The sequence below is a fragment of the Synechococcus sp. YX-04-1 genome (assembly GCF_030546365.1).
In the GTDB taxonomy this organism is placed as follows: domain Bacteria; phylum Cyanobacteriota; class Cyanobacteriia; order PCC-6307; family Cyanobiaceae; genus Parasynechococcus.
Genome location: NZ_JAUONZ010000003.1, coordinates 73,972 through 97,795, shown reverse-complemented (window position 1 = coordinate 97,795; position 23,824 = coordinate 73,972). Strand labels below are relative to the sequence as shown.

The window sequence follows — 23,824 nt, the reverse complement described above, 5'->3', positions numbered from 1 at the left end:
AGCACGGGGGTCAGCGGGGACGTTTCAAACCTTGGACCACCATCCGATCAGCCACCAGTGCCCCGCTGGCAACAACATCGGCCAGGGTGGAGAGGAGTCGGTAGCTGAGAACCACTGCGAGCAACTGTGCCTCTGGCACGGCAGCACCCAAACGCAGCAGCAGGGTGGCCTCAAACACCCCCAGCCCCCCAGGTGCACCAGGCACCACCAGCCCAACGGCGTAGGCCAGTCCAAAGGCCGCGAGCCAGGTGAATGGCGCCGGACTTTGAATGCCGAAGGCCTGGACGCTGCACCAGAACCCGGCAAAGCGGCAGAGCACGAACAGCAGCTGAAGGCTGAGGGGCCGCCAGGGATAGCCGCCGCGGCCGCTTCCCTCACTTTCCAAGGGCCCACTGCCAGCTGACTGCAATTGCGCCGCCTTGGAACGTTCCAGTCGACGCAGAAGGGGCTCGCGCCAGCGGGGAATCATCAACAGTGCAGGCCAGGGTGCCAGCAGAGCAAGGCCCTGCTGCCATCCACCAGCAACCACAACCAGAACGGACGCCGCCACGATCAGGAGTGGATCCAGGATCACCCCGGCCAGGGCAGGGCCGCCGCCAATCGCCGGACGTAGCACCCGGACCCGCTCCACCAGGTGCCAAATCCCTCCCGGCAGGTACTTGAGCAGATTGCTGCGCACAAACAGCGGCACCACAGCGAGGCCCTGGGGAGGATGTTTCAACCAAACCAGCAGATCCCGCCAGGCCACACCATTGATCAGGATGCTGAGCCAGGTCAGTCCAAGCCCCAGCACCAGCCACCACCAACCGTTGGCCACCAAGCTCAGCTGGCGAAGTTGGCCCCCCTGCTGGGCCAGAGCCACAGCGATGAAGAGCAGGCTGGCCAGCGTGATCCAGAGCTTGGGTTGACGGAGAAACTTGCTCATCAAGCCCAATCTTCCGTGCTGACAAACGGTGCTGAAGCGACAGCAGCCCGCAGCTCATCAAGGGAACACCCAGTGCTGGCCTGAAGGGCCTCGAGGGCATCCGCTTCGGCTTTAACGGTGCAACGACCATCGGGGCGACGCACCTGTTTGGCGGCGACAGGCCCCCAGGGGGTTTCGAGCATGCCCTGCCGCCGCGGCAACACCCAGCGTCCCTGACACCGCTCTCGCAGGCCAATGCTGCTACCAGCACTGAGCCAGAGGCTGCGGATCTGATCGGCATCCTCATCCCGCACGAGTGCCGTCAACAACTGGCCACTGCGGCCCTTTTTCATCAGCAACGGCTGCACCGCCACATCGATCGCTCCCGCCTCACGCAAGCGATTGGTCAAGACCGCAACCTCTTCTGGGGTGGCGTCATCGATCCAGGCTTCCTGCACGACCAACGACTCCCAACGGGGACCTTCCACCGCATTCGCCGCTGGGCTGTGCAGCACCAAGCGCACCAGGTTGGGGCGGTCCAGTTGGCGATGACCGAGACCAACACCAACCTTCTCGGCCACCAAACGATCAGGAGCGACAAACTGATCCGCCAGAACCGAAACCAGGGCGAGGCCCGTTGGCGTCACCAACTCTCCCGTGGGCAGGTCTCCGCCCTGAAGCAAAGGAATGCGGTGACGTCGCGCCAGTTCGAGCACGGCAGGAACGGGCACCGGCAACAGGCCATGAGCGGTTGCCACCGTTCCGCTCCCCGCAGGCAACGGAGAACAGACGATCCTGGCTGGATTGAGATCGTCAATCGCCGCACAGACACCCACCACATCCACGAGAGCATCGATAGCTCCGACCTCATGGAAGTGAACGGCCTCCACCGGAGTTCCATGCACGGTGGCTTCGGCTTCCGCCAAACGGGTGAACACGGCCAGTACCCGTTGCTTCAGCGATGGCGCTAATGCAGCTGCATTGATCTGATCACGGATCCCCGACCAGTGGCGGTGGGGCGGCTGATCTTCAAGACCCTGCACATCAACGCGGACCCCCCGGAGACCTCCACTGCGCGCCTCCTGCTTGGTAATCCGATAGCTCCCTGCCAAACCGAGGGCCGCCAGCGGCGACTCCACCACGGCCTGGTCCACGCCCAAATCCAACAGTGCGGCCAGGAGCATGTCCCCTGCCAACCCGGTTGGGGCATCAATCCAAAGAGCACTCATCGCCCCAGACGCGGGGCTGTCTCCAACAGAACACCAGCCTGCTGGTCAAGCGCCTCACGCTGCTGACGCAACTGCTGCTCAATCTCCCGGCGGGCGCGACGCTGCTCCCGCTGGGCCGTGGCCACGTCATGGCCCGACAGTCCCCACAGCCGTCCCAACAAAGCACGGTCATCAGCACCACCACGGGCTTTGCCAAAGACCACGGTCTCAGCGGCGATGCCGGCCTGAAGCACCCGGCTCCAACGCCGTAGATCCTCAAGGGGCATGCGGACGCTGTCCGGCACAGCGAACTCAGTTGCGCCGCTGCTACGCAGTCCTGCACGCACACAGGCCAGGGTTCCCACCAGCACCTGCTGAACCGGAAGTTGCTCCTCTTCCGCGATCAGCACATGGCCCGCCTCATGCACCGCAATTCGACGCAAACGCTCCTGCCCACCGGGCAAAGCTTCGGCAAGGATGTGTCCGCCCATGCCTTCCCAGGTGGCGGCATCAACGCTGAGGGTGACCAGGGCACCGCCAACCGCCACCACGATCCAGGCAGCAGAGAGACCCAGGGCAGGGCCGAAAGCGCCGAGGGCGGTAATGCCTGCAACGGCAACGCCAGCCCGAAGTGCCCCCGTGGAGCCCTGCCCCGCCTCTGCCATCAGCTGCGAGCGCGGGAGGTGGCACGCCCACGACCTCCCTTGGATTTGCCGCCACGCGTCGGCATGGGAGCAATCACCTCATGATTTTCGAGGTGCAGTTCCTGTCCCTGGCGGCGCAGGTCAAGGCTGACGAAGTGACGCAGGTGTTCGAGGGGAAGCTCTCCCTTGATCTGGATTTTGAAGGGAAGCGGACGGTGGCCGTCGGCACGGGCCTGCTGCCTCACCTTCACCACCATTTCGCCAGTTTCAGGCTTGGTGAAGATCAACTCCCCTCGAATGGAGAAGAAATCGTCACCCTCCGGCAGGGTGTCGGAGGCATCGGCTTGGTCCGGAGCCAGGGTGCTGGGTTCCCATACCCCAGCGATCTGCAGATGCAGATGATCACTTTCACGGCTTCTGGGATAGACGACCCAGAGGTGGGGTTGATCCAGGGGGAGATGCCGCCGAATCAGGGTGAGCACACGACCGAGCACAACAGTTTCAAGAGGGACCCCATTGGCATCGGTCAAGGTGCCACGGGTGAGTTGCTCGGGATCGGTTGGGGCGTAAGTGCCGCGCACAAGCCCGATGGCCCGGTACTGCAACGGCTCTGTGACCGGGGGAATCGGATGGGCGCGCATTGATGCTGATCCGGGCGGAGTCAAAAGCCCTTGTAAAGACTGTAGCCAGCCCACTGCAATCTCCTCAGACTGAAGTGGCTAATTCGAGATCGGATGCCAAGCCCGCGCCGGATTCTGTTGCTGCTGGCATCCATCGTTGGGGCTGCAATGGTCGGTTGGATCGTCGCTGCCTCCATGGCCCCGGAAACGCGGGCGCGCGGGCATCGCCAGGCTGAAGATCAACAGGTTGAGCTGCTGATAAAGCAACTCCAGGATCAGCAAGATCTCAGTCAGGCAGAACGGGTCCTGCTGCTGGACCGCCTGGTGGCACTGGAGCGCCTGCAAGAGGCCGAAGTGGTGCTGCAACCCTGGCTATCTGGCCGCTCCACGCCGCGCGAAATCTCCCTGTTCAAAGCGGAACTGCAACGTCGCAATGGCCAGCCAGAGGCAGCCCGGCGCGACCTCCAACTCCTGCTGCGGCTGCATCCGAATGATCTGCAGGCTCTGCAACTGTTGGTGCTGCTGGATCAAGAGCAAGGACGCCATCGTCAAGCCACAGCGGAGCTCACCACCCGGTTCAAGGGCCTGGAGCCTGGCCAGCGTTTAGAGATCGGCTTGCTTCTGGCTGATCTGCTGAGACAAGGCGGATCCGATCAGGTCGCCATAAAGCTGTATGGCCAACTGGCCAAAGAGAACATGAATGATGCAAGGCCCCTTTTGGCCCTAGCGCTGTTGCGGCAAGAAAGGGGCGATGCAGAGGCTGTCCACACCCTGCTGAAGCAGGCCGGGGAACGGCGGGACGCAAACGGGGTGATCAATCCCCTGATCGATTTGGTGGCAGGAAAATTCGGATTAAGCGCAGCCCGTAACACCGCTTCTGAACAACCCAGCGCTACGGCGTTTCAGGAGGGTTCTGATAGGCCTTGAGGGCCGCGTCTATGGCATCGGAGGGTGGCGTGGCGTCATCCATGGCCGTCGCCCGCCGAATCTGATTCAACAGATCCATGGGGTTCGCGGAATCCAGAATTGAGCCACTGCTATCGGTGTCGCCGTAGATCTCGCGTTCCTCGCGGTTCTGAAAAGGCGCTTCAACCTGGGCATGCCCACCCACCGGGATGGCTGTCATCACCAGGGAAGACAGCGCCAGTTGCGCGACAGCCGCAAGACGGCGAGACATCAACGAATTTCAGAATTAGCTGATGCTAAGGGTCTTGGACGCCACTGGATCAACCGTGCAGATCGCCACCTGGAACGTGAACTCGGTTCGCACGCGATTGGATCAGGTGCTCAGCTGGCTGAAGAGCGAGCAACCGGATCTGCTCTGTCTGCAGGAAACCAAGGTGGATGACCCTCTGTTTCCCCTTGAAGCCTTCAAATCTGCTGGCTGGCACGTGCACATCCATGGCCAAAAGGCCTACAACGGCGTCGCCCTGATCAGCCGCGAGCCCTTGGAGGATGTGCGCTGCGGCTTCATTGGGGAGCTCCCGGATGACGCAGAAGCGGACGATCTCGGCGACCAGAAGCGCGTGATCAGCGCACTGCTGAATGGCGTTCGCGTGCTCAACCTTTATGTACCGAATGGATCGAGCCTGAAGTCGGAGAAATACCCCTACAAATTGGCCTGGCTCGGCTGCCTCAAGCGTTATCTCGATGCTCAACAGCAACGCGGCGAGCCGCTGTGCATGGTCGGCGACTTCAACATCGGCCTCGAAGCACGCGATCTTCCTGACCCCGACCGCCAGACCGGCGGAATCATGGCGAGCGATGCCGAACGCCAGGCCCTTCGTGACGCCCTAGGTGAACGGCTTCAGGACGTGTTCCGGGTGTTCGAACCGGACTCCGGTCACTGGAGCTGGTGGGACTACCGCAGCGGTGCCTGGGACCGGGACCGCGGCTGGCGCATCGACCACATCTACCTATGTGACGAGCTGCTGGGACTCGCGCGCAGCTGCATCATCCACAAAGGCATTCGCGGCAACCAACAACCCAGCGACCATGCCCCCGTCAGCGTTGACCTCGACTGGCCTCCAGCCGACGACGACGACGATGAACCGTTGTTCTGATTCAGTTCAGTAGAGCTCAACTCCGGCGGGCAGCGTCACCATCCGTTTGGCTGATTCCCCGCAGGTGCGCGGCGTAGGCAGCACCTTGCCCGGATTGGCCCGGTTGTCCGGATCGAAGGCGGACCGCAACAGCCCCATCGTTTCCAGGTCGTCGGGGGTGAACATCCAGTCGAGGTAGCAACGCTTGTCGGCGCCGACGCCATGCTCTCCGCTGATGCTGCCGCCAGCATCAAGACACACTCGCAGGATGGCGGCACCGAGCTCCTTGACGCTCCTCTCCACGTTGGGCTGGTCCAAGGAATACAGGATCAATGGATGAAGGTTGCCATCGCCGGCATGGAAAACATTGGCCACGGGCAGGCCGTGCTCCTGGCTGAGCCGTTCAATTGCCGCAAGCACCGACGGAAGGCTGCTGCGGGGAACAACACCGTCTTGCACGTAATAGGTCGGCGTGATTTTGCCCACTGCGGAAAACGCGGATTTACGGCCTTTCCAGAGGACCGCGCACTCCGTGGGGTCTTGGGCCCGCCGCAGCCCACGGGCCCCTGCCGCTCGACAAAGCGCTTCGGCACGTTCAGAAGAGGCCTGAACCTCAGCCTCCTGCCCATCGAGCTCAATCAGCAGAACGGCCGCAGCATCACGGGGGTACTCGTCGTACCCGAAGAAATCATTGACGGCGTTGATGGTGACGTTGTCCATGATTTCCATCCCCGCCGGCAAGAGGCCGCTCGCGGTCACCGATCGCACCGCTTCCCCTGCCGCTTCCATCGTGGCGAAATCCGCCAACAGCACGTTCACGCACTCCGGCGACCTAAGCAGGCGCAGGGTGATGGCCGTTGCAATGCCCAGCGTTCCTTCGCTGCCGATGAACGCACCACGTAGATCCAGTTCGCAGGATTCGGCCAGCCCATTGCCCAACTGCGTGATGGTTCCATCGGGCAGCACCACCTCAAGCCCCATCACGTGGTTGCTGGTCACGCCGTATTTGAGGCAGTGCACCCCTCCCGAATTTTCCGCCACATTGCCGCCGATGCTGCAAACCACCTGGCTGGACGGATCCGGGGCGTAATAAAACCCATCGCCTGCGACAGCGCGCGTCACCCAGCTGTTGATGACCCCGGGCTGCACCGTGACTCGCTGATTGGCCAGATCAAGGTCGAGCACCCGACGCATGCGACTGGTCACCACCAGAAGCGCCTGCTGATCCACCAACGCTCCCCCAGAGAGGCCAGTACCGCTGCCGCGAGCCACAAACGGCACACCGTGTCGATGGCAGCACTGCAACACCGCGGCGACCTGTTCGGTGGTCTCCGGCAGCACCGCCAAAGGCGGACAGTGGCGCTCAAGCGTCAGTCCGTCACAGTCGTAACTGAGCAGTTCCTGACGCTTCGCCACGATGGCCCGAGGGGGCAGACATCGGCGCAGATCCCTCTCCAGTACTGACCAGTCGTGGGCCACATCGATCTCGATCTGACTAAAGACTACGCATCAAAATGCGTGCGAAGTGGGCAATTAAGAAACACAGCAAACAGAACCGGACGTTCCTGAGTCAGGATGTTGCACGGTTTGCATCAGCCCTTTGGCGTCGGTTCCAGTGACAGCTCCCGCGTTGAACACCAGCCACTCCCAGGCCATCTTCGGCGCAGCACAGGCCCTGATGCCTGGAGGTGTCAGCTCCCCTGTGCGGGCGTTCAAGTCGGTTGGCGGTCAGCCGATCGTGTTCGATCGGGTGAAGGGTCCCTATGCCTGGGACGTGGATGGAAATAAATACATCGACTACATCGGCAGCTGGGGACCGGCCATCTGCGGCCACGCCCACCCAGAGGTGATCGCAGCATTGCAGGAGGCGATCGAAAAGGGCACCAGCTTCGGAGCACCTTGTGCCCTGGAGAACACGCTGGCCGAAATGGTGATCGATGCTGTGCCCAGCGTTGAAATGGTGCGCTTCGTCAACAGCGGCACCGAGGCCTGCATGGCTGTGTTGCGGCTGATCCGTGCCTACACCGGCCGGGACAAGGTGATCAAGTTCGAGGGCTGTTACCACGGCCATGCGGACATGTTCCTGGTGAAGGCTGGTTCTGGCGTAGCCACCCTTGGCCTGCCCGATTCCCCTGGGGTGCCCCGCAGCACCACCGCCAATACCCTTACCGCGCCTTACAACGATCTCGAGGCCGTCAAGGCTCTGTTTGCTGAGAACCCCGACGCCATCTCCGGCGTGATCCTCGAGCCCATTGTTGGCAACGCTGGCTTCATTCAGCCGGAACCCGGCTTCCTCGAAGGTCTGCGGGAACTCACCAAAGAGAACGGTGCCCTGCTCGTCTTCGACGAAGTGATGACCGGATTCCGGATCAGTTACGGCGGTGCCCAGGCGCATTTCGGTGTCACTCCAGACCTCACGACCATGGGCAAGGTGATCGGTGGCGGACTTCCCGTGGGCGCCTACGGCGGCCGCGCCGACATCATGGGAATGGTGGCTCCGGCAGGCCCCATGTATCAGGCGGGAACCCTCAGTGGAAACCCCCTGGCGATGACCGCCGGCATCAAGACCCTGGAACTGCTCAAGCAGCCCGGCACCTACGAGAAGCTGACGGCCACAACCCAGAAGCTCGTGGCCGGCATCAAGGACGCAGCCCAATCCGCTGGCATGCCGATCACAGCTGCCAGTGTCAGCGCCATGTTCGGCTTCTTCCTATGCGAGGGCCCGGTGCGCAACTTTGAAGAAGCCAAGAGCACGGATTCTGAACGTTTCGGCAAGCTGCATCGCTCCATGCTCGAGCGGGGCATCTACCTCGCACCGTCGGCCTTCGAAGCCGGTTTCACGTCCCTGGCGCACTCCGACGCCGACATCGAAGCGACGATCAACGCCTTCCGCGAAAGCTTCGCGGCCGTGGCCTGATCGTTCCGTGCTGGCCCCAGTACCTCCTCTGCCTCCACTGGTCTGCACGATCCAGACCGTGGAGAGCCGGTGGTCTGGCCAACCGATCCCAGGCATTCGACAGCTTGAGCAGCAGCAATTCCGGGTTGACCGGGGTGAAAACCCTGGAATTCAACCGAAGACAGTGATCGACAGCAGGCTCACCTCCCTGGTGGAACGCTTCAGCAGTTCCGGTGTTGAGCAGATGGAAGGGGATCGCATGACCTATCACTGGTCTTACGAAGCCTCATTAGGAGCACTGAAATTCAACGACTCCGGCGTCTCCAGCAGACCTGCCCAGGAGAGTCATGTTGCAGTGAGCGGAGATCTGGTCATTAATCCCCAAAAGGGATTCGAACTCAGCCAGCAATCCCGGCTGACCCAATCGGCTGGGACGCAAACCCTGAGCAGCCTTTTTGAAACGGCCCATGGCTCCTGCCGAGAACAACGCTGAGTCTTTACTGGTGCGCGCTCGACAAGCCGCCAAACGTGCCCATTGCCCTTACTCGAACTTCCACGTGGGGGCTGCCGTGCGATGTGATGACGGCAGTGTGATCGACGGCTGCAATGTGGAAAATGCCAGTTATGGGCTGAGCATCTGTGCCGAGCGGGTCGCCCTTTTTACGGCGATCAGCCAGGGCAAACAACCGATTGAACTGGCCGTGAGCTGCATCGATGCCAAAAGCGATGCAGCCCCAGGATCCCGCATGCCGTGCGGCGCCTGCCGTCAGGTGATGCAGGAACTGCTGCCAAGCAAGGCCGAGGTGAGCATTGATGGTGTGGGAACAAGGCAACTTGAGCAACTTCTTCCCGCGCCCTTTGAACTGAGACAACCAAAAATCAACTGATCATCACCATCACAACCCAGTAGCACTCATCCAAAAGCGAGCAGCATCAACAGACCACGATTCACCAGAGAATCAAGATCGTGCCCAACAGGCCAAGGCTTTCTGGGGATCATTGATTTCAGAAACGTCGCTGTAGACGTACTTCTGCCATTCCAGTTCGGGAAGACCGGCAAACAACATCAAGTTGAGCGGATACTGCTCGGAATCGGTGCACCTGCGGAAATCATCCCGAAACAAGAAGGTGGGTTTACCAAGGGCAATGGCAGCACCAAGTTCCACCATGACCCCTTCATCGGGTGGCGTTCCGTTCACGATGGCGAACAGGGCATCAGCATCACGCACATCCTGCAGGTCCCGCTGCGCGACGCGATAGGCCCATCCCGGTTCCGCCAGATTCACCTGACCATTGCGCGCAAAGGGCTCCCATACCTCCAACCCCAGGGCTTCCAATGCCCCGATGAACTCCGGCAACAGCAGCCGCTTCCACTGCGCCGAAAAGCCATAGGGAGACGCCAAATAAATCGTGCGCGCGGTGTTGTTCATCACAAGCCACGGGAGGCGCGATAGGCCTGCTCGTCCGCACGGGCCTGTTCAAGGTTTTCCCAAGGGAACACCAGCCATTCCGACGACTCGGCAATCACAGCTGCCGTCCACCAATCAGGACAACCCTTGCTGACCCAAACAGCGAAGGATGCCTGCGGCACCTGAACTTTCAACGACTGCAAGGTGCGTCCGGTTTCATAGACATCATCCACGATGAGGGCTGATTGCTCGGGTGCTGAGAGCAAGGGGCGATCGATCGCATGGCTGAGCGCGACGGCAAGGCACAGCCCTCCCCGGGGGACCCCATAAACGCCAGTCAACGCAGAATCGGCAAAGCGTGAAGCCAACTGCTGCACCGCCTGATCGAATTGGGCCCAGCTCAGTACCTGCATGGCCGGAGAATGACACATCCACGCTGTTATGCCCCTTGAGCCGAGACATCCCGCCCCAAGAACAAAATCGCAAATGGTTTCGCAGCCATCTGCTCAACCGGGAACTGGAATTACAAGAGCTCTATGACCTACCGCAGGGAGAGCTGGATCTAGTGATGGCAGAGACCGCTGAAATCCGTTCGGACCCTGAAAACCGATCCCGCAGTCATGGGCGCTGGTGCACCGCAGGCTATGTGCTGGAACTGGCGAAGATCATCGATGCTCGACGGGCCCGGGACCAGAGCGATTAGACGTCACCCCTCACCCATGCAGCTCAAGTCCAATGCATCAACAAGGAGTCACGAGTGTGTTCCAGACGTCCCAACCATGAGCGACGAAACTGAAAATCCTGCCGGAGCAATTTCAAGACCCTTTTTTGGTAACTCACCTTGCACGGATCTGCAGCAAGCAGCTGCTGCGTGGCTCTAATTTCCCGACGAATTGTGCGGTTCCGGTAAACCTTTTGAATCTTCACAACACTGTCATGCAGCTCTTGCTTAGCAGCTTCTGGATCACCCTCAACATTGTCCCGGAGATGATCCAACATGGAACGATCTAACGACATGCTGTAGGGGTCAGGCTGGTCAGGCATGGACTTGAGCACGTTCAAAAGGAAGGCCACACGAGCATGACGGCTGGGGAAATCAATCGAATTCGCATCAGCGTTCAGATTCACCTCCTTCCGTCCTGAACTCTGCGCCAAGGTTCGCTTCACAACACCACCCTCTTTCAGCAGGAGGTCATCGAGACCGCGAAGGTAATAATGCTGCACAGGGAATTGCTGACCTTCTGCAATCCCCAGGCAACGCCCCGACCCGGTCGTGGCAGAAGCATGAAGGCGAAGCCGATGAAGTGCAGATGTTTTGACGATCGACTTGATCTGAGGAAAAACAAAAAATCTCTTTTGCGGAGCTTCAAAAAACCCATCATTCATCGATGCCGTCAGCCTCCAAGGCATCAGAAGCGATTCCACCTTCTCCTGATCGAGGAAAGAGAATAGATCAGGATGCAAGTATTCATCAGCATCAATAACGGCGACATAATCCTCACGAATCAGATCCTGAACAGAACTAATTCTCTGACCATCCGACTCATGGAAAGCAATTCCATTTCGCGCAAAAATTTCGCGACACAGTGGCGCAGCCCCAGGGGCCACCACCGGGTAAAAAGAATCAACACCTAGGCGGCGATGGTGATCAATGAAAGACTGAAGGTAGGGAGCTTCGCCATCAAAAACACGAACCGCGATAGCGAAGCTGCTCACTAAAACCAAAAATTTTGATCAAATTACCACAAACACCAGCACAAAACATGTTGAGCCATGGGTTTGTGGCAGGAACTCACATTTTTGAGGACACCATCAAGACTACTTTTGGACTTGCATCACCTCAAAGCAAAACCTTGCAATCTCCTCATCAGCGATAGTTCTCAAACTGCAAAGGAACATCAAGCTCATCTTCCTTACTCTTGACGAGCTGAATCGCGACTTGTAAATCATCTTTGCTCTTGCCCGTGATCCGCACACTTTCACCCTGGATTGCCACCGTCACCTTTTTGAGCTCATCACGCACCATCTTGCTCAGCTTCTTAGCGATCTCCTGACTCAGGCCTTTACGCAGCTTCACCACCTGCTTCACCCGATTGCCTCCTGCTGTTTCAGGTGTTTGAAAATCGAAAATCTTGAGAGACAGGTTGCGTTTGGTCGCTTTTGTTCGCAGCACATCCTCCACAGCCTGAAGCGTCATATCACTGGCCGTGGTGATCACCAGCTCGGTTTCCTCCAGGTCAATCTCGGTACCTGAATCTTTGAGGTCATAACGGTTGCCAACATCGCGACGCACCTGATCCAGGGTGTTCACCAGCTCCTGACGATCAAAGTCGGAGACCACATCGAAGGAATAAGTGCTGGCCATGTCGCAAACCTGTCGATCCTCCAGCTTAGAAACCCGCCGATCTCCAGCAGGTTGCGGTCCACCTGTGCCCGTTAGGGTCCCCCAGGATTGATCGAATGCCATGTCTCCTGCGTTTGCCTGGGCCCTCTGCCTGATGGGAGCCGTCGTGATGGTGAGCATCGTGCTCACCGGTGCCGGACGGGCCAAAGCCGACTTCACCATGGCTGATCTTCAGGCACCTCGGGCAATGTTTGAACGGCTGCCCGCCTTCGGGCAGCGCGCCGTGTGGGCACAGGAGAACAGCTGGGAAGCACTGACCCTGGGGGCACCGGCAATGCTGTTGTGTCTGATCAGCGGAGTCAACAGCCCAACGGCCGTCACGGCAGCTTGGATCTGGCCAGGCATCCGTTTCGTTTATCTGTTCGCCTACGTCGGCAACGTCCCACCTCTGAGGGGACTCTGCTGGGCCACGGGGGTGACTGCCGTTGGCCTCTGCTACGTGGAGGGACTTCGGGCCGTGATCAGCGCTGCCGGCTGATCAGTCGAAGTAGAGAAGGCTCACCACCTTCCCCATATCCTCCGCAGTTCGTGCACTCGCCAGCAGCGTTTCACTGTCGTGAAATGCGAGACAGATCAACTGATCACAACGGTTGATGATCTCTTGATTGCACAAACTGCTGGCCATCGGCAGAGGCAGGTCGTCCTGCTCGGGCTTGTCCACAAGGTGCAACACCCGATCCAGGAGATCTCGGATTTCAGGCACCTGTCGATCGAGGCTCTGGGGCAAGAGCACGGTGAGTTTGGAGGGATCCACCTCAAGACACCCGCGAATCACCGCAGCATTCACTCCCTGAGATCCTGATGTGATCAGGGAATGGCCTTCCTGCACCAGTGAGCGGGCCACCAATTCGATCAGGTGAACCGCCACAACGGGCACATGACGGCTACCGAGAATGGCGATCCTTCGTTGGCTTTTGTCCTGCAGAAGAGCGAGTTCCTGCGCAAGGGTGTCAACCCGATCAAGAGCTGGCAGATCCAGTGACTGACCCAATGAAAACCCGCCGCCTGATTTCATCGGAAGTTAGCAACCATCAGGCGTGCTGAACCGTCAGATTCAATGCATTGAAGAGCTGATCGAGCTTGCAGTGCTCTTCCACAAGACGGAAGGCGTAGGTGGCCTTCACCGCTTCATGCAAGCGCACATGACCGAACGCCTGCTCAATCACGCCCACCGTGGCCAGGGTGTCGTGCTCCACCTTGAGCAAGGGCACGTCCAATTCTTCAGCGCGATTGATCAATTGAGGAAGAGGTTCCCCTGCCCCAGTAAGGATCAAACATTGGGTTGATGCCTCTAGAGCAGCCAACTGGATGTCCGTGCGATCAGCCCCCGTCACCACAGCCATGTTGCGTCGTTTTCGGAAGAACTCCATGGCGGAATTCACATTCATCGCCCCGATGCTCAGGGTTTCCACCAACAGTTCCTGCCGTTCCTGACAGCAAATCACCCGGGCATTCAGCCGCCGCACCAACTCACCAACCGTGACGCTGCGCAGCAACGGGGAACGGGGCATAACGCCGAACACCTGCAGGCCCAGACCCTGCAAGGCAGGAACCACCTGGCGCTCCAAGCTTTCGACCTCCTCTGGCGTGACAGCGTTGAGCACCACTCCAACCAGACGGTCACCCAGGGTCTGTTTGGCCGCCAGCAGCGCATCCACGCTGCGGCTGTCCTGCCAGAGGTGCACCAACACGACCTTGGCATCCAGACCTATCGCCAGCTGCGGAAGGCTGAGGCCGTACAGCAATCCCTCCTGGAGACTTCCCGCACATTCCAAGAGGGTGAGTCCTTCGTCAGCCTGAATGCGCTGACGAAGCTCCGCGAAACCTTGGCCTGCATCCAACTGGCCCTGGCCAAGGCGCTGGGCAGCTGTTGTCGGCGACAGCAGATGCATCGAAGGAATCAGACGTTCAGGCGGCAGATTCAGCGTTTCACCAACAAAGCGAACGTCGTCGTCGATGAGAGGTTGAGGCAACGGGCCCTGGTTCGGATCCCAATCCAGGCTTGTGGCCAAGGGCTTTCCGAACCTGATCTGCTGTCCGGCGCGAGCAAGCTGCTGGGCAATTCCAAGAACGAGGGCCGACTTCCCACTGAACGGCTCACACGATCCGATCAACAGTGTCGTTCCCATGGAGGTGATGCCTGACATCATTGAATCTAGGCCTGTTCAGGCGCATCTCCGCGCTCCATCAACAACCACTGCCAGAACCCATCGGGCAGATCCGGCTCCGATGGCTGCAGATGGGAACGATCCATCAGCCAGGCCACCAGCTGATGGGTGGTGACGGCGAAATCAACAGCCCCCTCGGGATGACCGGGAAAACGAAGTTGGCAGTCCAGCCTCTCCATCGGCGCAGCGACCCCATTCCAGCGGAGTTCAAATCGGTAACCATCAATTCCGGCAACTGGACGCCGCCCCTTCAGCTCCCCGCAGCTCAGGATCTGCAGGGCTGCGGAGAGATCCTGCTCGCGACTGACACCACCGCAGTAAGGAGCAAACAAAACCAGTTGGGCGGCATCTGACACAGCTGATGCTTGATTCTTGCTCCGCTCGTTTCAAGGATGCCCCAAGCTGGCCCCATGGCCCAGTCCCCCTTCCACGGAAAACGGATCGGCATCACAGGCGCTCGTGGAGCCCTTGGAGCAGCCCTAACCCGATGCTTCCGTGCCGCAGGCGCCCAGGTGATCGGTTTCACCCACGGTTCCACACCTCCAGAGCAAGCGGATGGTCCAGACCGTTGGGTGAGCTGGAGCTGCGGAGACGAAGCCAGCTTGGATGCCGATCTAGTGGAGATCGATGTTCTGGTCCTGAACCATGGGATCAATCCTCAAGGCGACCAAAGCCCCGAGGTGATCAATCAGGCGCTGGAGATCAACACCTTGAGCAGCTGGAGGCTGATGCAGCGATTTGAGGACATCAGCAGAGCATCGCCGCAGGGCAGTGCGAGGGAGGTCTGGATCAACACCTCGGAGGCTGAAATCCAGCCTGCCGTAAGTCCTGTGTATGAACTCACCAAGCGGATGCTTGGACAGCTCGTAAGCATCCGCGGTGCGGTACTCGATGCCTCAGGCCGCGAAGCCCTGATCCTTCGAAAGCTGGTGCTCGGACCCTTTCGTTCATCACTCAATCCGATTGGGGTGATGGGCGCCGATTTCGTCGCAACCCAAGTGCTGCGCCAGGCGAGCTGGGGCTTTCGCCTTGTGATCGTGACGCCAAACCCACTGACCTATGTGTTGATGCCCCTGACCGAGCTTGGACGGCGGGCCTATAGCCGGATCCTCAGTCGCCCCGATCCGTGAGGATTTCGCATCCATCACTGGTCACGAGCACGGTGTGCTCCCACTGAGCCGAGAGAGAGCCATCGCGGGTCACAACCGTCCATTGATCCCGCAGCGTGCGGCAGGCCTTGCTGCCAGCATTGAGGATGGGCTCAATCGCCAGGGTCATGCCAGGACGCAAGGTGACGTTGGGAAGCTCATCGGTGCGGAAATTGAACACGGAAGGTTCTTCGTGCAGGTTCCGACCGACACCGTGGCCGGTGTAATCCTCCACGACACTGAAACCGTTGGCCTTGACGTGATCTTCAACGGCTCCAGCGATGTCCAGCAGGGTGTTGCCTGCTTTGACCTGGCTTAGACCAGCCATCAAGGCTTCCTTGGCAACACGGCTCAAGGTCTGTGCTTCCTTAGGCGCATCTCCAACGCAGATCGTGATGCAGCTGTCGCCGTGATACCCCTCGAAGTAGGCGCCGGTATCCACCTTCAGCAGATCGCCCTGGCGGATCACACGCTTCGAACTAGGGATGCCGTGCACCACTTCGTTGTTGATGCTGGCGCAAATGCTCGCAGGAAAGCCGTGATATCCCTTGAAACTGGGAGTAGCTCCCATTTCTCGAATGCGTTTTTCGGCATAAGCGTCGATATCTCCCGTTGTCTGGCCGGGCTCCACCATTCCCATCACCTCCCTGAGCACAGTGGCGACGATATGGCTGGCCTGACGCATGATCTTCACTTCACGGGCTGATTTGATCTCAACACCGCGACGCTTCTGGATGCGCGGGCCTGTCGCCGTCACCTGCCCCTGCGCTGCCTGGGTGGATGCCAGAAGATCAGCAAAGAGATTCATGGCTCAACCCAATATCCGTCACGCTATCAAGAGCAACCGAATTGATGCCGGTCATGTCGCTGCTTGTGCGCTTGCGCGAACTGCATCGAAGCGTTGCACCTGTCGTTCTGGCGCCTTTGCTGGTGACGGTGTTCTCCGGTGTCAGTTACCGCCTGGCCCGGGACTGGTTCGGAGCCAGCCGGGAACAGGTTCACTGGTTAATGGTGGTGCACGAAGGGGAATGGCTCGGTTCCACACTGGAACCGGTCGTCGTTCTTCTCAATGCCATCGGCCTGCTGTGGATGCTGATCACAGGGATTGGACTCCTGATGGAGCAATGGCGTCGAAAGGTACACTCATAGTTTGGCGATTCAACGCGGAGCTGGGATGGCAGCCGATTCGAAGGACACAGCGGTGACCGACGACAACACCGAAACGGCTGTGGAAACAGCACCTGAGGCCACAGCAGCGAAGCCCAGCAAGGCTTCCAGTGCTCCTGCCAAAAAATTGAGCCCCGAAGCTCTGATTCGTTCCTTTGAGTCGTCTCAGCAGAAAGATGATCTTCCTGAGATCTACGTGGGCGACACCGTGCGCGTTGGTGTTCGCATCAGCGAGGGCAACAAGGAGCGTGTTCAGCCCTACGAGGGCGTGGTGATTTCCAAGCGCCATGGCGGTCTCAACCAGACCATCACCGTGCGCCGGATTTTCCAGGGCATCGGCGTTGAGCGGGTGTTCATGCTGCATAGTCCCCAGGTGGCTTCCATCAAGGTGGAACGGCGCGGTAAAGTGCGCAGGGCGAAGCTTTTTTATCTGCGGGAACGGGTGGGCAAGGCCACCCGCGTGAAGCAGCGCTTCGATCGCTGAGGTTTCGACCTCGTTCAATCAGTTGCCAACTTCAACGTTGGCTGAGGGGCACATCGCCTTGCGCCGTTAGTTCAGTTGGTAGAACGCAGGTCTCCAAAACCTGATGTCGGGGGTTCGAGTCCTCCACGGCGCGTCCGATGTTCCCCTCGTGCAGTTTCCCGGTTCTGAGCATGGAGTTGGATCTTCAACCTGGTGATGTTGTGAAGGTGTTGGAATCAGCCGCCCTCGGCTGGGTCCGTGCCCGAGTGATACGCGTCAAGTCCGGCGGCCGTGTGGTCGTTCAAAGTGATCAAGGACGTGAATTCACCGCCCGCGGCAATCAGGTTCGGCTCATCGAACCTGCAGGATTCCGTCCCTGACTCATTGAGCACTCGGTCATGAACCGATGCTTCCCTCAGTTCCCGGCGACATTGTCGTCGGGGATTTTTTATGACAGCACTCGGAAGACAAAACAAGGCTGATCCGGCGATCAGTTGTTGACGGAGGGCAGGGCAACAGTTGATACTGATCAGGTCGCGCAGGCGACACAGATCAGATTCTTCGGAGCGCGTCTCGCGAGTTCTGAATCAGATCTGGGACCGTAGTTCAACCGGTTAGAGCACCGCCCTGTCACGGCGGAAGTTGCGGGTTCGAATCCCGTCGGTCCCGTTCTCACCACCAAAACCCACGATGGTGCGCGTTCGATTGGCCCCCAGCCCAACGGGCACGCTTCATATTGGAACGGCGCGAACCGCTGTTTTCAATTGGCTGTATGCCAAGCACGAGCAAGGAGCGTTCGTGCTCCGCATTGAAGACACCGACAAGGAGCGCTCCAAGCCCGAGTACACCCAAAACATTCTCGAAGGCTTGCAGTGGCTGGGGATCAACTGGGACGAGGAACCCGTCATCCAGAGCGAACGGGTGACGCAGCATCGTGAAGCGATACAGACCCTGCTCGATCGGGGATTGGCCTACCGCTGCTACGCCAGCGAAACGGAACTCACGGCCATGCGCGATGCCCAGAAAGCGGCCAATCAAGCTCCGCGCTACGACAACCGCCACAGGACTCTGACGCCCGAGCAGGAGCAGGCATTTCAGGCAGAAGGCCGTGAAGCGGTGATCCGCTTTCGCATTGATGACGCTGCCGAAATTCGCTGGAATGATCTGGTGCGTGGGGCCATGAGCTGGCGAGGCTCTGACCTTGGCGGAGACATGGTGATTGCCCGTCGTGCTCCGGCCGATCAAATCGGCGATCCCTTATACAACCTTGTTGTGGTGGTCGATGACGCCGCGATGGAGATCACCCATGTGATCCGCGGTGAAGATCACATTGCCAACACCGCCAAGCAACTGCTCCTCTACGAAGCGCTTGGCCTGACCTTGCCCACCTTTGCCCACGCTCCTCTCATCCTCAATGCCGAGGGACGCAAGCTCTCCAAACGGGATGGGGTGACCTCCATCAACGACTTCCGCGCCATGGGCTACACCCCTGACGCCATCGCCAACTACATGACCTTGCTGGGGTGGTCCGTGCCGGAGGGCATGGAGGAACGATTCAGCTTGAGTGAGGCCGCAGCCGTCTTTGGTTTCGACCGCGTCAACAAAGCCGGTGCGCGTTTCGACTGGGACAAGCTCAACTGGCTGAATGCCCAGGTTCTGCATGGCTGGACCGCAGGAAAGCTCCTGGAAGAACTGACGCCTCTTTGGGCCGAGCGCGGTTGGACCACTCCCAGCGACACCAGCTGGTGCCTCGACCTCTGTGCCTTGCTGGGGCCATCCCTCACCTTGCTCAAAGATGGCGTCGACCAAGCGGAACCATTCTTTGATTGTCCTGACCTCCAGGAGGATGCTGTCGAGCAACTGGCCGTCGAGGGAGCTCAAACAGCCCTTGCCGACCTGATACAGCGGCTCGAAAACAACCCTTGGGATGGCAGTGACATCGATCAAGCCAAGGCTTGGCTGGGGGATGCCGCCAAAGCAGCCGGTGTGAAGAAAGGGGTTGTGATGAAATCCCTGCGCGCCGCTCTGCTTGGGCGTCTTCAAGGCCCCGATCTAATTACCACATGGTCACTGCTGGCCCGAATCGGTGAGGACCTGCCGCGTCTGCGCCGCTGCCTCGGCTGAGGCAGGTTCGTCATCGTCGGTCTTAACCAGGCCAAGAGCCCGAGCCAAGGGCTGGGCTGTGAGGCCCTGGAGGCCAACCGTCATCAGGATGGTCAGGAACACCAACCCCTGAAGGCGTCCAGCCCCAAGGATTCCGGCCTGCTCCAAACGGATAGCGAAAAGAGAGGCCACCGCAGCGGTAACGATGCCTCGAGGAGCTAGCCAACCCAGAAACAGCCGTTGCTCAAGCTTGAAGGGCAGCCCGATGGTGGCCAAACCCACGCCAATCGGACGCACCACGAGCATCAACGACAGCACGCAGAGGATTCCGCCCCAACCCAGCGGGCTGAGTTCAGCCCAGGACACGTCAGCGGCCAGCAGTGGAAACAGCATGGTGATCGCCAACTGCGCCAGTTCCTGAATCAAGCCATCCAATTCAGCGGTGTGAGGTCCTGGACGTCGACCGACGACGATGCCCGCCGCCACCGAAGCAGGCAGGGCGGATTCCGGCAGCAGCCACTCACTGACGCCATACATCAGAAACAGCAAACCCAGACTGAGCTGAAGTGGGAGCCCTTTCAACTGATCGGGGTTGAGCCGTCGCAGCAGCTCAGACAGCAGCCAGCCGACGCTTGCGCCAATCAGCACACCGCCGCCCAATCGATACAGCAGGCCGAGCATCACCTCACGCCAGCCGTGCAGGTTGCCAAGGGCAAGCTCCAACAGCAGCAGGGCTAAAACAGCGCCGATAGGCTCCAGCAGCAGCCCCTCAGCCTCCAGGACTTCACCCAGAGGAGGGGCGAGCCGAATCTGACGCACCAGAGGGGTGACCACCGTTGGCCCCGTGGCCAGCACGATGGCACTGAATACAGCGGCGAGCGACCAGCTGAGGCCGGCAAGCCAATGGGCTGCCAACAGACCGCCGCCCAGGGAGATCAACAAACGCAGGGCTGCAATCCGCTGCACCGTGGCCTTTATCGTGTCTCCAGGCAGACGCAGATTCAGTCCGCCGTCGAAAAGCACCAGGCTGACGAGAAGACCCACCACGGTTCCAAGCCCGGAGCCGAGGTCGAGGGGTTCCACCCAACCCAGACCAGAGCGACCGATCAGCAACCCAGACAAGAGCAGCAACACCACCCCAGGAAATTCCGACTTGGCCGCCAGAAAACGGGCCGCAGCACCCGAGGAAACCGTGACGCCCCAGAGGAGGCCCAGACGCTCAGGCGTCATCGACAGAGGAGAACTGAGGTTCCACGCGCACGCCGATCACGGCTTGGGGACGTACGACCAGATACTCGCCTTCCAGATCGCTGAGGGGAACGTTGACGAAACCGCCCTGGTTCTCGGCATTGACCACCCCTTGATACCACTCTTGAAAGGTCTCGAGTTTCGGAAAAAACACCCGTTCGGTTTGGCCTCCCACAAGGTGGAGATGGACGGCGTAGCGGCGGGGCGTACGGGACATCAGCGCAGAAAGACATCCATCACGGTCCCCACAGGATGACGGATCAGTTCCGGGTCTGCCCAGAGAAAAGGGCGAAGACAGGCGTTGCGCGGGGCGTACAGCGGATGACGCGGTTGCCCCGAGGCCGTCTGACCCAACATCAGAGGATGCGGCGAGTCGGGAACCGAGCGTCGGCGTTGTGGCAACAAACGCTGAATGTCTCCAAGAACCAGTTGAGCCCGGTCCCATCGCACCCCATTCGCCCCCCATCCACACCAGAGATCGACCCCAGATGTTTGGGACCAGTGGTTGAACCAGCAGTTCAATATCGCGTCATTCTGCTCACCGATGGGGTCCTTCACCCGCAGCAGCGCCGCCGGAGAGGGCGACATCCGGGCAAACAAATTCAGCACCAGCAACTCCCGATATCCCCATGTCCTGGCGAAGCCGATCAAACGGCGCAGGGTCGGATCATCACGCTGGCCATCGGCTCTTGAGGGATTCAGACCCAGGAAGAGGAGGCACCCTTCGCCCGTACCCAGGCAGCGCCGCAGCCACCAGCGGTAACAGCCATCGCTGCTGAGGGACGCTTCAGATCCCGAGCTGTCGGCGGCAACGCTCAAGGATGCGTTCACTGGCATGACCATCGCCGAAGGGGTTAACGGCGCGGGACATCTCTTGATAGGCCTTGGCATCCCCAAGCAGCCGCGAGGTCTCTTCCAGGATCACATCGGGATCGGTGCCCACCAGCCGGGCTGTCCCTGCATCAACGGCCTCGGGCCGCTCCGTGGTGCGCCGCAGAACCAGCACGGGTTTGCCGAGCGCAGGGGCCTCCTCCTGAAGGCCACCGGAATCGGTGAGCAAAAGGCAGCAGCCTTTCATCGCTGCGACGAGACGGTCGTAGTCCAAAGGTTCGGTCAGAACGACACGGGGATGGCTTCCAAGCAGGGCCTGCAGCGGTTCACGCACCGTCGGGTTGCGGTGCATGGGCAGCAGAAGCGCCGTGTCGGGGTAGCGCTCAAGCACCTTCAGCATTCCTGCAGCGATGTCATGCAGACGCTCACCCCAGTTTTCACGCCGATGGACCGTGGCGAGAATCACCCTCTGTTGGTCCCAATCGAGGCCATCAAACCGAACATCCGGCGCCGATTCCGCCATCAACAACAACGCATCGATCACGGTGTTGCCGGTCACGGAGATCTCCCCGACCACACCGGATGCCTTCAGGTTGGATTCCGCCTTAGCCGTCGGCGCGAAATGAAGGGTCGCGATCTGGGAGAGGAGCCGACGGTTGGCTTCTTCTGGGAAGGGATCCAAAAGATCGTCGGTGCGCAGACCGGCCTCCACATGACCAATCGGGATCTGCTCGTAAAACGCAGCCAAACCAGCGGCAAACGCCGTGGTGGTGTCGCCCTGCACCAGGACCAACTGCGGGGGGTAGGCCTGAAAGTCTTCCCGTAGCCCTTGCAGAGCAGCACAGGTGACATGCGTCAGGGTCTGACGAGGTGCCATCAGATTGAGATCCTGATCCGCCTGGAGATGGAACAGATCCATCACCTGGCCCACCATTTCACGGTGCTGACCGGTCAAGACGACACGGGTCTGCAATGCATCACAGGCTTGGAACGTCCGGATGACCGGAGCCAGCTTGATCGCCTCGGGACGCGTTCCCAGAACGATCGTGACGCGGGGCTGTTCAGCCATTCCATCCAGACGGACCGCCGGAGTTTACGGGCGTCAACCCGGAGAGAACAGTGAGAAATCCTTGCCAGTCCGAGCATCGAGACGATCCTGATGAAAGATCCCTCGCCATCAACGTGGCTCAGCCGGTTTCCCCCCCCAGCTTCCCGCCGCGCCCAACCTCGGTTCGTACCTCAGAACGATCTCTGGAGGTTCAAACCCCGGCGCGCAGATCAGCTGCAGATGGCTCTCCAAGCCTCGAGGAGATCGTTCGCATCGCCCATGAGGCCGGCCATTCCGACGTCCACCTGGGTGTTGGAGAAGTACCGCGCTACCGCGCACGGGGAGACATGCAAGGCACGGAATGGCCCTTGACCCAGGCCGATGTCTTTCAGGGATGGCTCCAGGAAATCCTGACGCCACAACAGATCGATGGCTTCAACCGCGACAAGGAATTCGACGGCTCCCATGCCTTCCCCTTCGTGCGCGTGCGCATCAACCTGATGGATTCACTGCGCGGCCCGGCCATGGTGCTGCGCCTGATTCCGCAGACGATCCTGAGCATGGAGCAGCTGCATCTCCCCAACGTGCTGCAGAGCCTCGCGGCCCGTCGGAAGGGACTGATCCTGGTGACCGGACCGACAGGGTCCGGCAAAAGCACAACCCTCGCGGCCATGATCGACTGGATCAACCGCAACGAGGCACGGCACATCCTCACGATCGAGGATCCCGTCGAGTTCGTGCACGAGAGCCGCAAGTCCCTCATCCGGCACCGGGAAGTGGGATTGCACACCCTCAAATTTCACAACGCCCTGAGGGCCGCCCTGCGGGAAGACCCTGATGTGATTTTGGTGGGCGAAATCCGGGATCAGGAAACCCTCTCCACGGCCCTCGAAGCTGCCCAGACCGGCCACCTGGTGTTCGGGACGCTGCACACCAATTCAGCGGTGAAAACCGTGGAACGGGTCCTCGGCATGTATTCACCTGAGGAACAGGAGAGTGTGCGCCGTTCGTTGTCCGAGTCGCTGCTGGGGGTGATCGCCCAGGGATTGATCAAGACGAAAGACGGAAAACGGGCGGCGTATCACGACATTCTGATCAACACCGATGCCTGCAAGGACTACATCCAGCGGGGGGCGCTCGATGAGGTGGAGGAAATCATGGAACGCAGCGGATTTGATGGGATGGTGACAACCAATCAATCGCTGCTGGCCCTGGTGGAGGCAGATCGCATTGACGCCACAGAGGCTGTAGCTGTCAGCCTCAAACCCAACGAGCTGGCTCAAGCCCTGCGGGGCCGAAGCTAATCAGCCACCGCTGAACACACGCACCAAAAGGACTACTGCGATCCCTGCGGACAGGCCGATCATCGCCAGACGGCCGTTCCAGATTTCGGCTTGCGGAGTAAACCCACGCTTCCAGGCGTTCAGCTCTTCTGCCTCCACGGGCTCCGGAGCATCTGATCTGGTTTCCGGTTGATCCACGACGCAGAGACCGAAGAGTGCGTTTAAGCCTAAAAGGCTT

The 23,824-nt window shown here is 60.0% G+C and carries 32 protein-coding genes and 2 tRNA genes; 15 read left to right on the top strand and 19 right to left on the bottom strand.

Going from position 1 to position 23,824, the window contains the following annotated elements; all coding sequences use genetic code 11:
* Nucleotides 1–10: 10 nt before the first annotated feature.
* The 4 genes from Q3Y53_RS06645 to Q3Y53_RS06630 are packed head-to-tail and all read right to left on the bottom strand — an operon-like array spanning nt 11 to nt 3,397.
* On the bottom strand, nt 11–925 hold the full coding sequence (locus Q3Y53_RS06645; RefSeq protein WP_303534351.1) for a lysylphosphatidylglycerol synthase domain-containing protein: 915 nt from the start codon (nt 923–925) through the stop codon (nt 11–13).
* Nucleotides 925–2,133 carry a nickel pincer cofactor biosynthesis protein LarC gene (gene larC / locus Q3Y53_RS06640; RefSeq protein WP_303534348.1) on the bottom strand — a complete coding sequence of 403 codons (1,209 nt, stop codon included), beginning with the start codon at nt 2,131–2,133 and terminating at the stop codon, nt 925–927. Before larC ends, Q3Y53_RS06645 begins: the two co-directional genes overlap by 1 nt.
* Nucleotides 2,130–2,777: a hypothetical protein gene (locus Q3Y53_RS06635; RefSeq protein WP_226425970.1), complete on the bottom strand. Its 648-nt coding sequence runs from the start codon at nt 2,775–2,777 to the stop codon at nt 2,130–2,132. The genes larC and Q3Y53_RS06635 overlap by 4 nt, the downstream gene beginning before the upstream one ends.
* On the bottom strand, nt 2,777–3,397 hold the full coding sequence (locus Q3Y53_RS06630) for a hypothetical protein (protein WP_226425969.1): 621 nt from the start codon (nt 3,395–3,397) through the stop codon (nt 2,777–2,779). The genes Q3Y53_RS06635 and Q3Y53_RS06630 overlap by 1 nt, the downstream gene beginning before the upstream one ends.
* A 93-nt stretch (nt 3,398–3,490) precedes the next feature.
* On the opposite strand from Q3Y53_RS06630, the gene Q3Y53_RS06625 reads away from it, so the two are divergent.
* Nucleotides 3,491–4,303: a hypothetical protein gene (locus Q3Y53_RS06625; protein ID WP_303534344.1), complete on the top strand. Its 813-nt coding sequence runs from the start codon at nt 3,491–3,493 to the stop codon at nt 4,301–4,303.
* Here the strand turns inward: Q3Y53_RS06625 and Q3Y53_RS06620 are convergent.
* Entirely contained in the window at nt 4,269–4,553 is a 285-nt protein-coding gene (locus tag Q3Y53_RS06620; protein ID WP_226425967.1) for a hypothetical protein, read from the bottom strand. The two genes, Q3Y53_RS06625 and Q3Y53_RS06620, sit on opposite strands and share 35 nt — an antisense overlap.
* Before the next feature lie 22 nt (nt 4,554–4,575).
* Here Q3Y53_RS06620 and xth point away from each other — a divergent pair, with 22 nt between their 5' ends.
* Complete coding sequence (xth, locus tag Q3Y53_RS06615) at nt 4,576–5,439, top strand: exodeoxyribonuclease III (protein ID WP_303534338.1); 864 nt, start codon at nt 4,576–4,578, stop codon at nt 5,437–5,439.
* 6 nt (nt 5,440–5,445) lie between these two features.
* Here the strand turns inward: xth and Q3Y53_RS06610 are convergent, their stop codons facing one another.
* Complete coding sequence (locus Q3Y53_RS06610; RefSeq protein ID WP_303534335.1) at nt 5,446–6,897, bottom strand: FAD-linked oxidase C-terminal domain-containing protein; 1,452 nt, start codon at nt 6,895–6,897, stop codon at nt 5,446–5,448.
* Between the two features lie 136 nt (nt 6,898–7,033).
* On the opposite strand from Q3Y53_RS06610, the gene hemL reads away from it, so the two are divergent.
* From hemL to Q3Y53_RS06595, 3 genes are read left to right on the top strand one after another with little or no spacing between them, the layout of a single operon-like run.
* Nucleotides 7,034–8,335 carry a glutamate-1-semialdehyde 2,1-aminomutase gene (hemL, locus tag Q3Y53_RS06605; protein ID WP_303534331.1) on the top strand — a complete coding sequence of 434 codons (1,302 nt, stop codon included), beginning with the start codon at nt 7,034–7,036 and terminating at the stop codon, nt 8,333–8,335.
* 7 nt (nt 8,336–8,342) lie between these two features.
* A complete protein-coding gene (locus Q3Y53_RS06600) occupies nt 8,343–8,807 on the top strand; it encodes a hypothetical protein (RefSeq protein WP_303534328.1) in 465 nt (154 codons plus the stop codon).
* The gene (locus tag Q3Y53_RS06595; protein WP_303534326.1) at nt 8,782–9,201 is read left to right on the top strand and encodes a cytidine deaminase; all 420 of its coding nucleotides are present in this window, start codon (nt 8,782–8,784) and stop codon (nt 9,199–9,201) included. The genes Q3Y53_RS06600 and Q3Y53_RS06595 overlap by 26 nt, the downstream gene beginning before the upstream one ends.
* A gap of 72 nt (nt 9,202–9,273) precedes the next feature.
* On the opposite strand, the gene Q3Y53_RS06590 is transcribed toward Q3Y53_RS06595, so the two are convergent.
* Both Q3Y53_RS06590 and Q3Y53_RS06585 read right to left on the bottom strand, forming a co-directional pair.
* The gene (locus Q3Y53_RS06590) at nt 9,274–9,744 is read right to left on the bottom strand and encodes a nucleoside 2-deoxyribosyltransferase (RefSeq protein WP_303534323.1); all 471 of its coding nucleotides are present in this window, start codon (nt 9,742–9,744) and stop codon (nt 9,274–9,276) included.
* Nucleotides 9,744–10,154 (bottom strand): phosphoribosyltransferase, encoded by a 411-nt coding sequence (locus Q3Y53_RS06585; RefSeq protein WP_303534321.1) that lies wholly within the window; start codon nt 10,152–10,154, stop codon nt 9,744–9,746. Before Q3Y53_RS06585 ends, Q3Y53_RS06590 begins: the two co-directional genes overlap by 1 nt.
* 17 nt (nt 10,155–10,171) lie before the next feature.
* Here Q3Y53_RS06585 and Q3Y53_RS06580 point away from each other — a divergent pair, with 17 nt between their 5' ends.
* Entirely contained in the window at nt 10,172–10,426 is a 255-nt protein-coding gene (locus Q3Y53_RS06580) for a hypothetical protein (RefSeq protein WP_303534318.1), read from the top strand.
* A 23-nt stretch (nt 10,427–10,449) separates the two neighbouring features.
* Here Q3Y53_RS06580 and Q3Y53_RS06575 read toward each other — a convergent pair whose 3' ends face one another.
* Nucleotides 10,450–11,439 carry a glycosyltransferase family 2 protein gene (locus tag Q3Y53_RS06575; protein WP_303534316.1) on the bottom strand — a complete coding sequence of 330 codons (990 nt, stop codon included), beginning with the start codon at nt 11,437–11,439 and terminating at the stop codon, nt 10,450–10,452.
* Nucleotides 11,440–11,590: 151 nt separating this feature from the next.
* Nucleotides 11,591–12,088 (bottom strand): YajQ family cyclic di-GMP-binding protein, encoded by a 498-nt coding sequence (locus Q3Y53_RS06570; protein ID WP_303534796.1) that lies wholly within the window; start codon nt 12,086–12,088, stop codon nt 11,591–11,593.
* 100 nt (nt 12,089–12,188) lie between these two features.
* On the opposite strand from Q3Y53_RS06570, the gene Q3Y53_RS06565 reads away from it, so the two are divergent.
* Nucleotides 12,189–12,605: an MAPEG family protein gene (locus Q3Y53_RS06565; protein ID WP_303534313.1), complete on the top strand. Its 417-nt coding sequence runs from the start codon at nt 12,189–12,191 to the stop codon at nt 12,603–12,605.
* Here the strand turns inward: Q3Y53_RS06565 and Q3Y53_RS06560 are convergent, their stop codons facing one another.
* The 3 genes from Q3Y53_RS06560 to ebsA are packed head-to-tail and all read right to left on the bottom strand — an operon-like array spanning nt 12,606 to nt 14,651.
* The gene (locus tag Q3Y53_RS06560; protein ID WP_226425955.1) at nt 12,606–13,142 is read right to left on the bottom strand and encodes a DNA-protecting protein DprA; all 537 of its coding nucleotides are present in this window, start codon (nt 13,140–13,142) and stop codon (nt 12,606–12,608) included.
* A gap of 16 nt (nt 13,143–13,158) precedes the next feature.
* Nucleotides 13,159–14,256, bottom strand: a complete 1,098-nt coding sequence (locus Q3Y53_RS06555) for a phosphotransacetylase family protein (RefSeq protein WP_303534309.1) — start codon at nt 14,254–14,256, stop codon at nt 13,159–13,161.
* 26 nt (nt 14,257–14,282) lie between these two features.
* A complete protein-coding gene (ebsA, locus tag Q3Y53_RS06550; protein WP_303534306.1) occupies nt 14,283–14,651 on the bottom strand; it encodes a type IV pilus biogenesis protein EbsA in 369 nt (122 codons plus the stop codon).
* Nucleotides 14,652–14,705: 54 nt separating this feature from the next.
* Here ebsA and Q3Y53_RS06545 point away from each other — a divergent pair, with 54 nt between their 5' ends.
* Nucleotides 14,706–15,425 carry an SDR family oxidoreductase gene (locus tag Q3Y53_RS06545; RefSeq protein WP_303534304.1) on the top strand — a complete coding sequence of 240 codons (720 nt, stop codon included), beginning with the start codon at nt 14,706–14,708 and terminating at the stop codon, nt 15,423–15,425.
* Here the strand turns inward: Q3Y53_RS06545 and map are convergent.
* On the bottom strand, nt 15,406–16,251 hold the full coding sequence (map, locus tag Q3Y53_RS06540; protein WP_303534301.1) for a type I methionyl aminopeptidase: 846 nt from the start codon (nt 16,249–16,251) through the stop codon (nt 15,406–15,408). The genes Q3Y53_RS06545 and map overlap by 20 nt on opposite strands.
* 53 nt (nt 16,252–16,304) lie before the next feature.
* Here map and Q3Y53_RS06535 point away from each other — a divergent pair, with 53 nt between their 5' ends.
* The 6 genes from Q3Y53_RS06535 (at nt 16,305) to gltX (ending at nt 19,197) form a co-directional block, all read left to right on the top strand.
* Complete coding sequence (locus Q3Y53_RS06535; RefSeq protein ID WP_226425950.1) at nt 16,305–16,592, top strand: PepSY domain-containing protein; 288 nt, start codon at nt 16,305–16,307, stop codon at nt 16,590–16,592.
* 25 nt (nt 16,593–16,617) lie between these two features.
* Nucleotides 16,618–17,094 carry a 50S ribosomal protein L19 gene (rplS, locus tag Q3Y53_RS06530; protein WP_226425949.1) on the top strand — a complete coding sequence of 159 codons (477 nt, stop codon included), beginning with the start codon at nt 16,618–16,620 and terminating at the stop codon, nt 17,092–17,094.
* A 60-nt stretch (nt 17,095–17,154) separates the two neighbouring features.
* A tRNA-Trp gene (locus Q3Y53_RS06525) sits at nt 17,155–17,227 on the top strand.
* A gap of 37 nt (nt 17,228–17,264) precedes the next feature.
* On the top strand, nt 17,265–17,453 hold the full coding sequence (locus Q3Y53_RS06520) for a hyperconserved protein Hcp (RefSeq protein ID WP_006043540.1): 189 nt from the start codon (nt 17,265–17,267) through the stop codon (nt 17,451–17,453).
* Between the two features lie 215 nt (nt 17,454–17,668).
* A tRNA-Asp gene (locus tag Q3Y53_RS06515) sits at nt 17,669–17,742 on the top strand.
* A gap of 21 nt (nt 17,743–17,763) precedes the next feature.
* Nucleotides 17,764–19,197, top strand: coding sequence for a glutamate--tRNA ligase (gene gltX, locus Q3Y53_RS06510; protein ID WP_226425948.1), 1,434 nt, complete (start codon nt 17,764–17,766; stop codon nt 19,195–19,197).
* Here gltX and Q3Y53_RS06505 read toward each other — a convergent pair.
* From Q3Y53_RS06505 to wecB, 4 genes are read right to left on the bottom strand one after another with little or no spacing between them, the layout of a single operon-like run.
* The gene (locus Q3Y53_RS06505; protein ID WP_226425947.1) at nt 19,141–20,406 is read right to left on the bottom strand and encodes a sodium:proton antiporter; all 1,266 of its coding nucleotides are present in this window, start codon (nt 20,404–20,406) and stop codon (nt 19,141–19,143) included. The genes gltX and Q3Y53_RS06505 overlap by 57 nt on opposite strands.
* Entirely contained in the window at nt 20,396–20,641 is a 246-nt protein-coding gene (locus Q3Y53_RS06500) for a hypothetical protein (protein ID WP_115010390.1), read from the bottom strand. Before Q3Y53_RS06500 ends, Q3Y53_RS06505 begins: the two co-directional genes overlap by 11 nt.
* Nucleotides 20,641–21,243 (bottom strand): DUF1643 domain-containing protein, encoded by a 603-nt coding sequence (locus tag Q3Y53_RS06495; protein ID WP_303534292.1) that lies wholly within the window; start codon nt 21,241–21,243, stop codon nt 20,641–20,643. Before Q3Y53_RS06495 ends, Q3Y53_RS06500 begins: the two co-directional genes overlap by 1 nt.
* Nucleotides 21,212–22,324 (bottom strand): non-hydrolyzing UDP-N-acetylglucosamine 2-epimerase, encoded by a 1,113-nt coding sequence (wecB, locus tag Q3Y53_RS06490; protein ID WP_303534289.1) that lies wholly within the window; start codon nt 22,322–22,324, stop codon nt 21,212–21,214. The genes Q3Y53_RS06495 and wecB overlap by 32 nt, the downstream gene beginning before the upstream one ends.
* A 113-nt stretch (nt 22,325–22,437) precedes the next feature.
* Between wecB and Q3Y53_RS06485 the strand changes: the two genes are divergently transcribed.
* Nucleotides 22,438–23,607 (top strand): type IV pilus twitching motility protein PilT, encoded by a 1,170-nt coding sequence (locus Q3Y53_RS06485; protein WP_303534286.1) that lies wholly within the window; start codon nt 22,438–22,440, stop codon nt 23,605–23,607.
* Here Q3Y53_RS06485 and Q3Y53_RS06480 read toward each other — a convergent pair whose 3' ends face one another.
* A complete protein-coding gene (locus tag Q3Y53_RS06480) occupies nt 23,608–23,784 on the bottom strand; it encodes a chlorophyll a/b-binding protein (protein WP_226414054.1) in 177 nt (58 codons plus the stop codon).
* Between the last annotated feature and the right edge of the window lie 40 nt (nt 23,785–23,824).

Coding starts and splice junctions, on each gene's coding strand:
- Q3Y53_RS06645 (WP_303534351.1), bottom strand. CDS start 925: ATGAGCAAGTTTCTCCGTCAACCCAAGCTCTGGATCACGCTGGCCAGC.
- larC (WP_303534348.1), bottom strand. CDS start 2,133: ATGAGTGCTCTTTGGATTGATGCCCCAACCGGGTTGGCAGGGGACATG.
- Q3Y53_RS06635 (WP_226425970.1), bottom strand. CDS start 2,777: ATGGCAGAGGCGGGGCAGGGCTCCACGGGGGCACTTCGGGCTGGCGTT.
- Q3Y53_RS06630 (WP_226425969.1), bottom strand. CDS start 3,397: ATGCGCGCCCATCCGATTCCCCCGGTCACAGAGCCGTTGCAGTACCGG.
- Q3Y53_RS06625 (WP_303534344.1), top strand. CDS start 3,491: ATGCCAAGCCCGCGCCGGATTCTGTTGCTGCTGGCATCCATCGTTGGG.
- Q3Y53_RS06620 (WP_226425967.1), bottom strand. CDS start 4,553: ATGTCTCGCCGTCTTGCGGCTGTCGCGCAACTGGCGCTGTCTTCCCTG.
- xth (WP_303534338.1), top strand. CDS start 4,576: ATGCTAAGGGTCTTGGACGCCACTGGATCAACCGTGCAGATCGCCACC.
- Q3Y53_RS06595 (WP_303534326.1), top strand. CDS start 8,782: ATGGCTCCTGCCGAGAACAACGCTGAGTCTTTACTGGTGCGCGCTCGA.
- Q3Y53_RS06590 (WP_303534323.1), bottom strand. CDS start 9,744: ATGAACAACACCGCGCGCACGATTTATTTGGCGTCTCCCTATGGCTTT.
- Q3Y53_RS06585 (WP_303534321.1), bottom strand. CDS start 10,154: ATGTGTCATTCTCCGGCCATGCAGGTACTGAGCTGGGCCCAATTCGAT.
- Q3Y53_RS06570 (WP_303534796.1), bottom strand. CDS start 12,088: ATGGCCAGCACTTATTCCTTCGATGTGGTCTCCGACTTTGATCGTCAG.
- Q3Y53_RS06565 (WP_303534313.1), top strand. CDS start 12,189: ATGTCTCCTGCGTTTGCCTGGGCCCTCTGCCTGATGGGAGCCGTCGTG.
- Q3Y53_RS06560 (WP_226425955.1), bottom strand. CDS start 13,142: ATGAAATCAGGCGGCGGGTTTTCATTGGGTCAGTCACTGGATCTGCCA.
- Q3Y53_RS06555 (WP_303534309.1), bottom strand. CDS start 14,256: ATGGGAACGACACTGTTGATCGGATCGTGTGAGCCGTTCAGTGGGAAG.
- Q3Y53_RS06545 (WP_303534304.1), top strand. CDS start 14,706: ATGGCCCAGTCCCCCTTCCACGGAAAACGGATCGGCATCACAGGCGCT.
- map (WP_303534301.1), bottom strand. CDS start 16,251: ATGAATCTCTTTGCTGATCTTCTGGCATCCACCCAGGCAGCGCAGGGG.
- Q3Y53_RS06535 (WP_226425950.1), top strand. CDS start 16,305: ATGTCGCTGCTTGTGCGCTTGCGCGAACTGCATCGAAGCGTTGCACCT.
- rplS (WP_226425949.1), top strand. CDS start 16,618: ATGGCAGCCGATTCGAAGGACACAGCGGTGACCGACGACAACACCGAA.
- Q3Y53_RS06520 (WP_006043540.1), top strand. CDS start 17,265: ATGGAGTTGGATCTTCAACCTGGTGATGTTGTGAAGGTGTTGGAATCA.
- gltX (WP_226425948.1), top strand. CDS start 17,764: ATGGTGCGCGTTCGATTGGCCCCCAGCCCAACGGGCACGCTTCATATT.
- Q3Y53_RS06505 (WP_226425947.1), bottom strand. CDS start 20,406: ATGACGCCTGAGCGTCTGGGCCTCCTCTGGGGCGTCACGGTTTCCTCG.
- Q3Y53_RS06500 (WP_115010390.1), bottom strand. CDS start 20,641: ATGTCCCGTACGCCCCGCCGCTACGCCGTCCATCTCCACCTTGTGGGA.
- wecB (WP_303534289.1), bottom strand. CDS start 22,324: ATGGCTGAACAGCCCCGCGTCACGATCGTTCTGGGAACGCGTCCCGAG.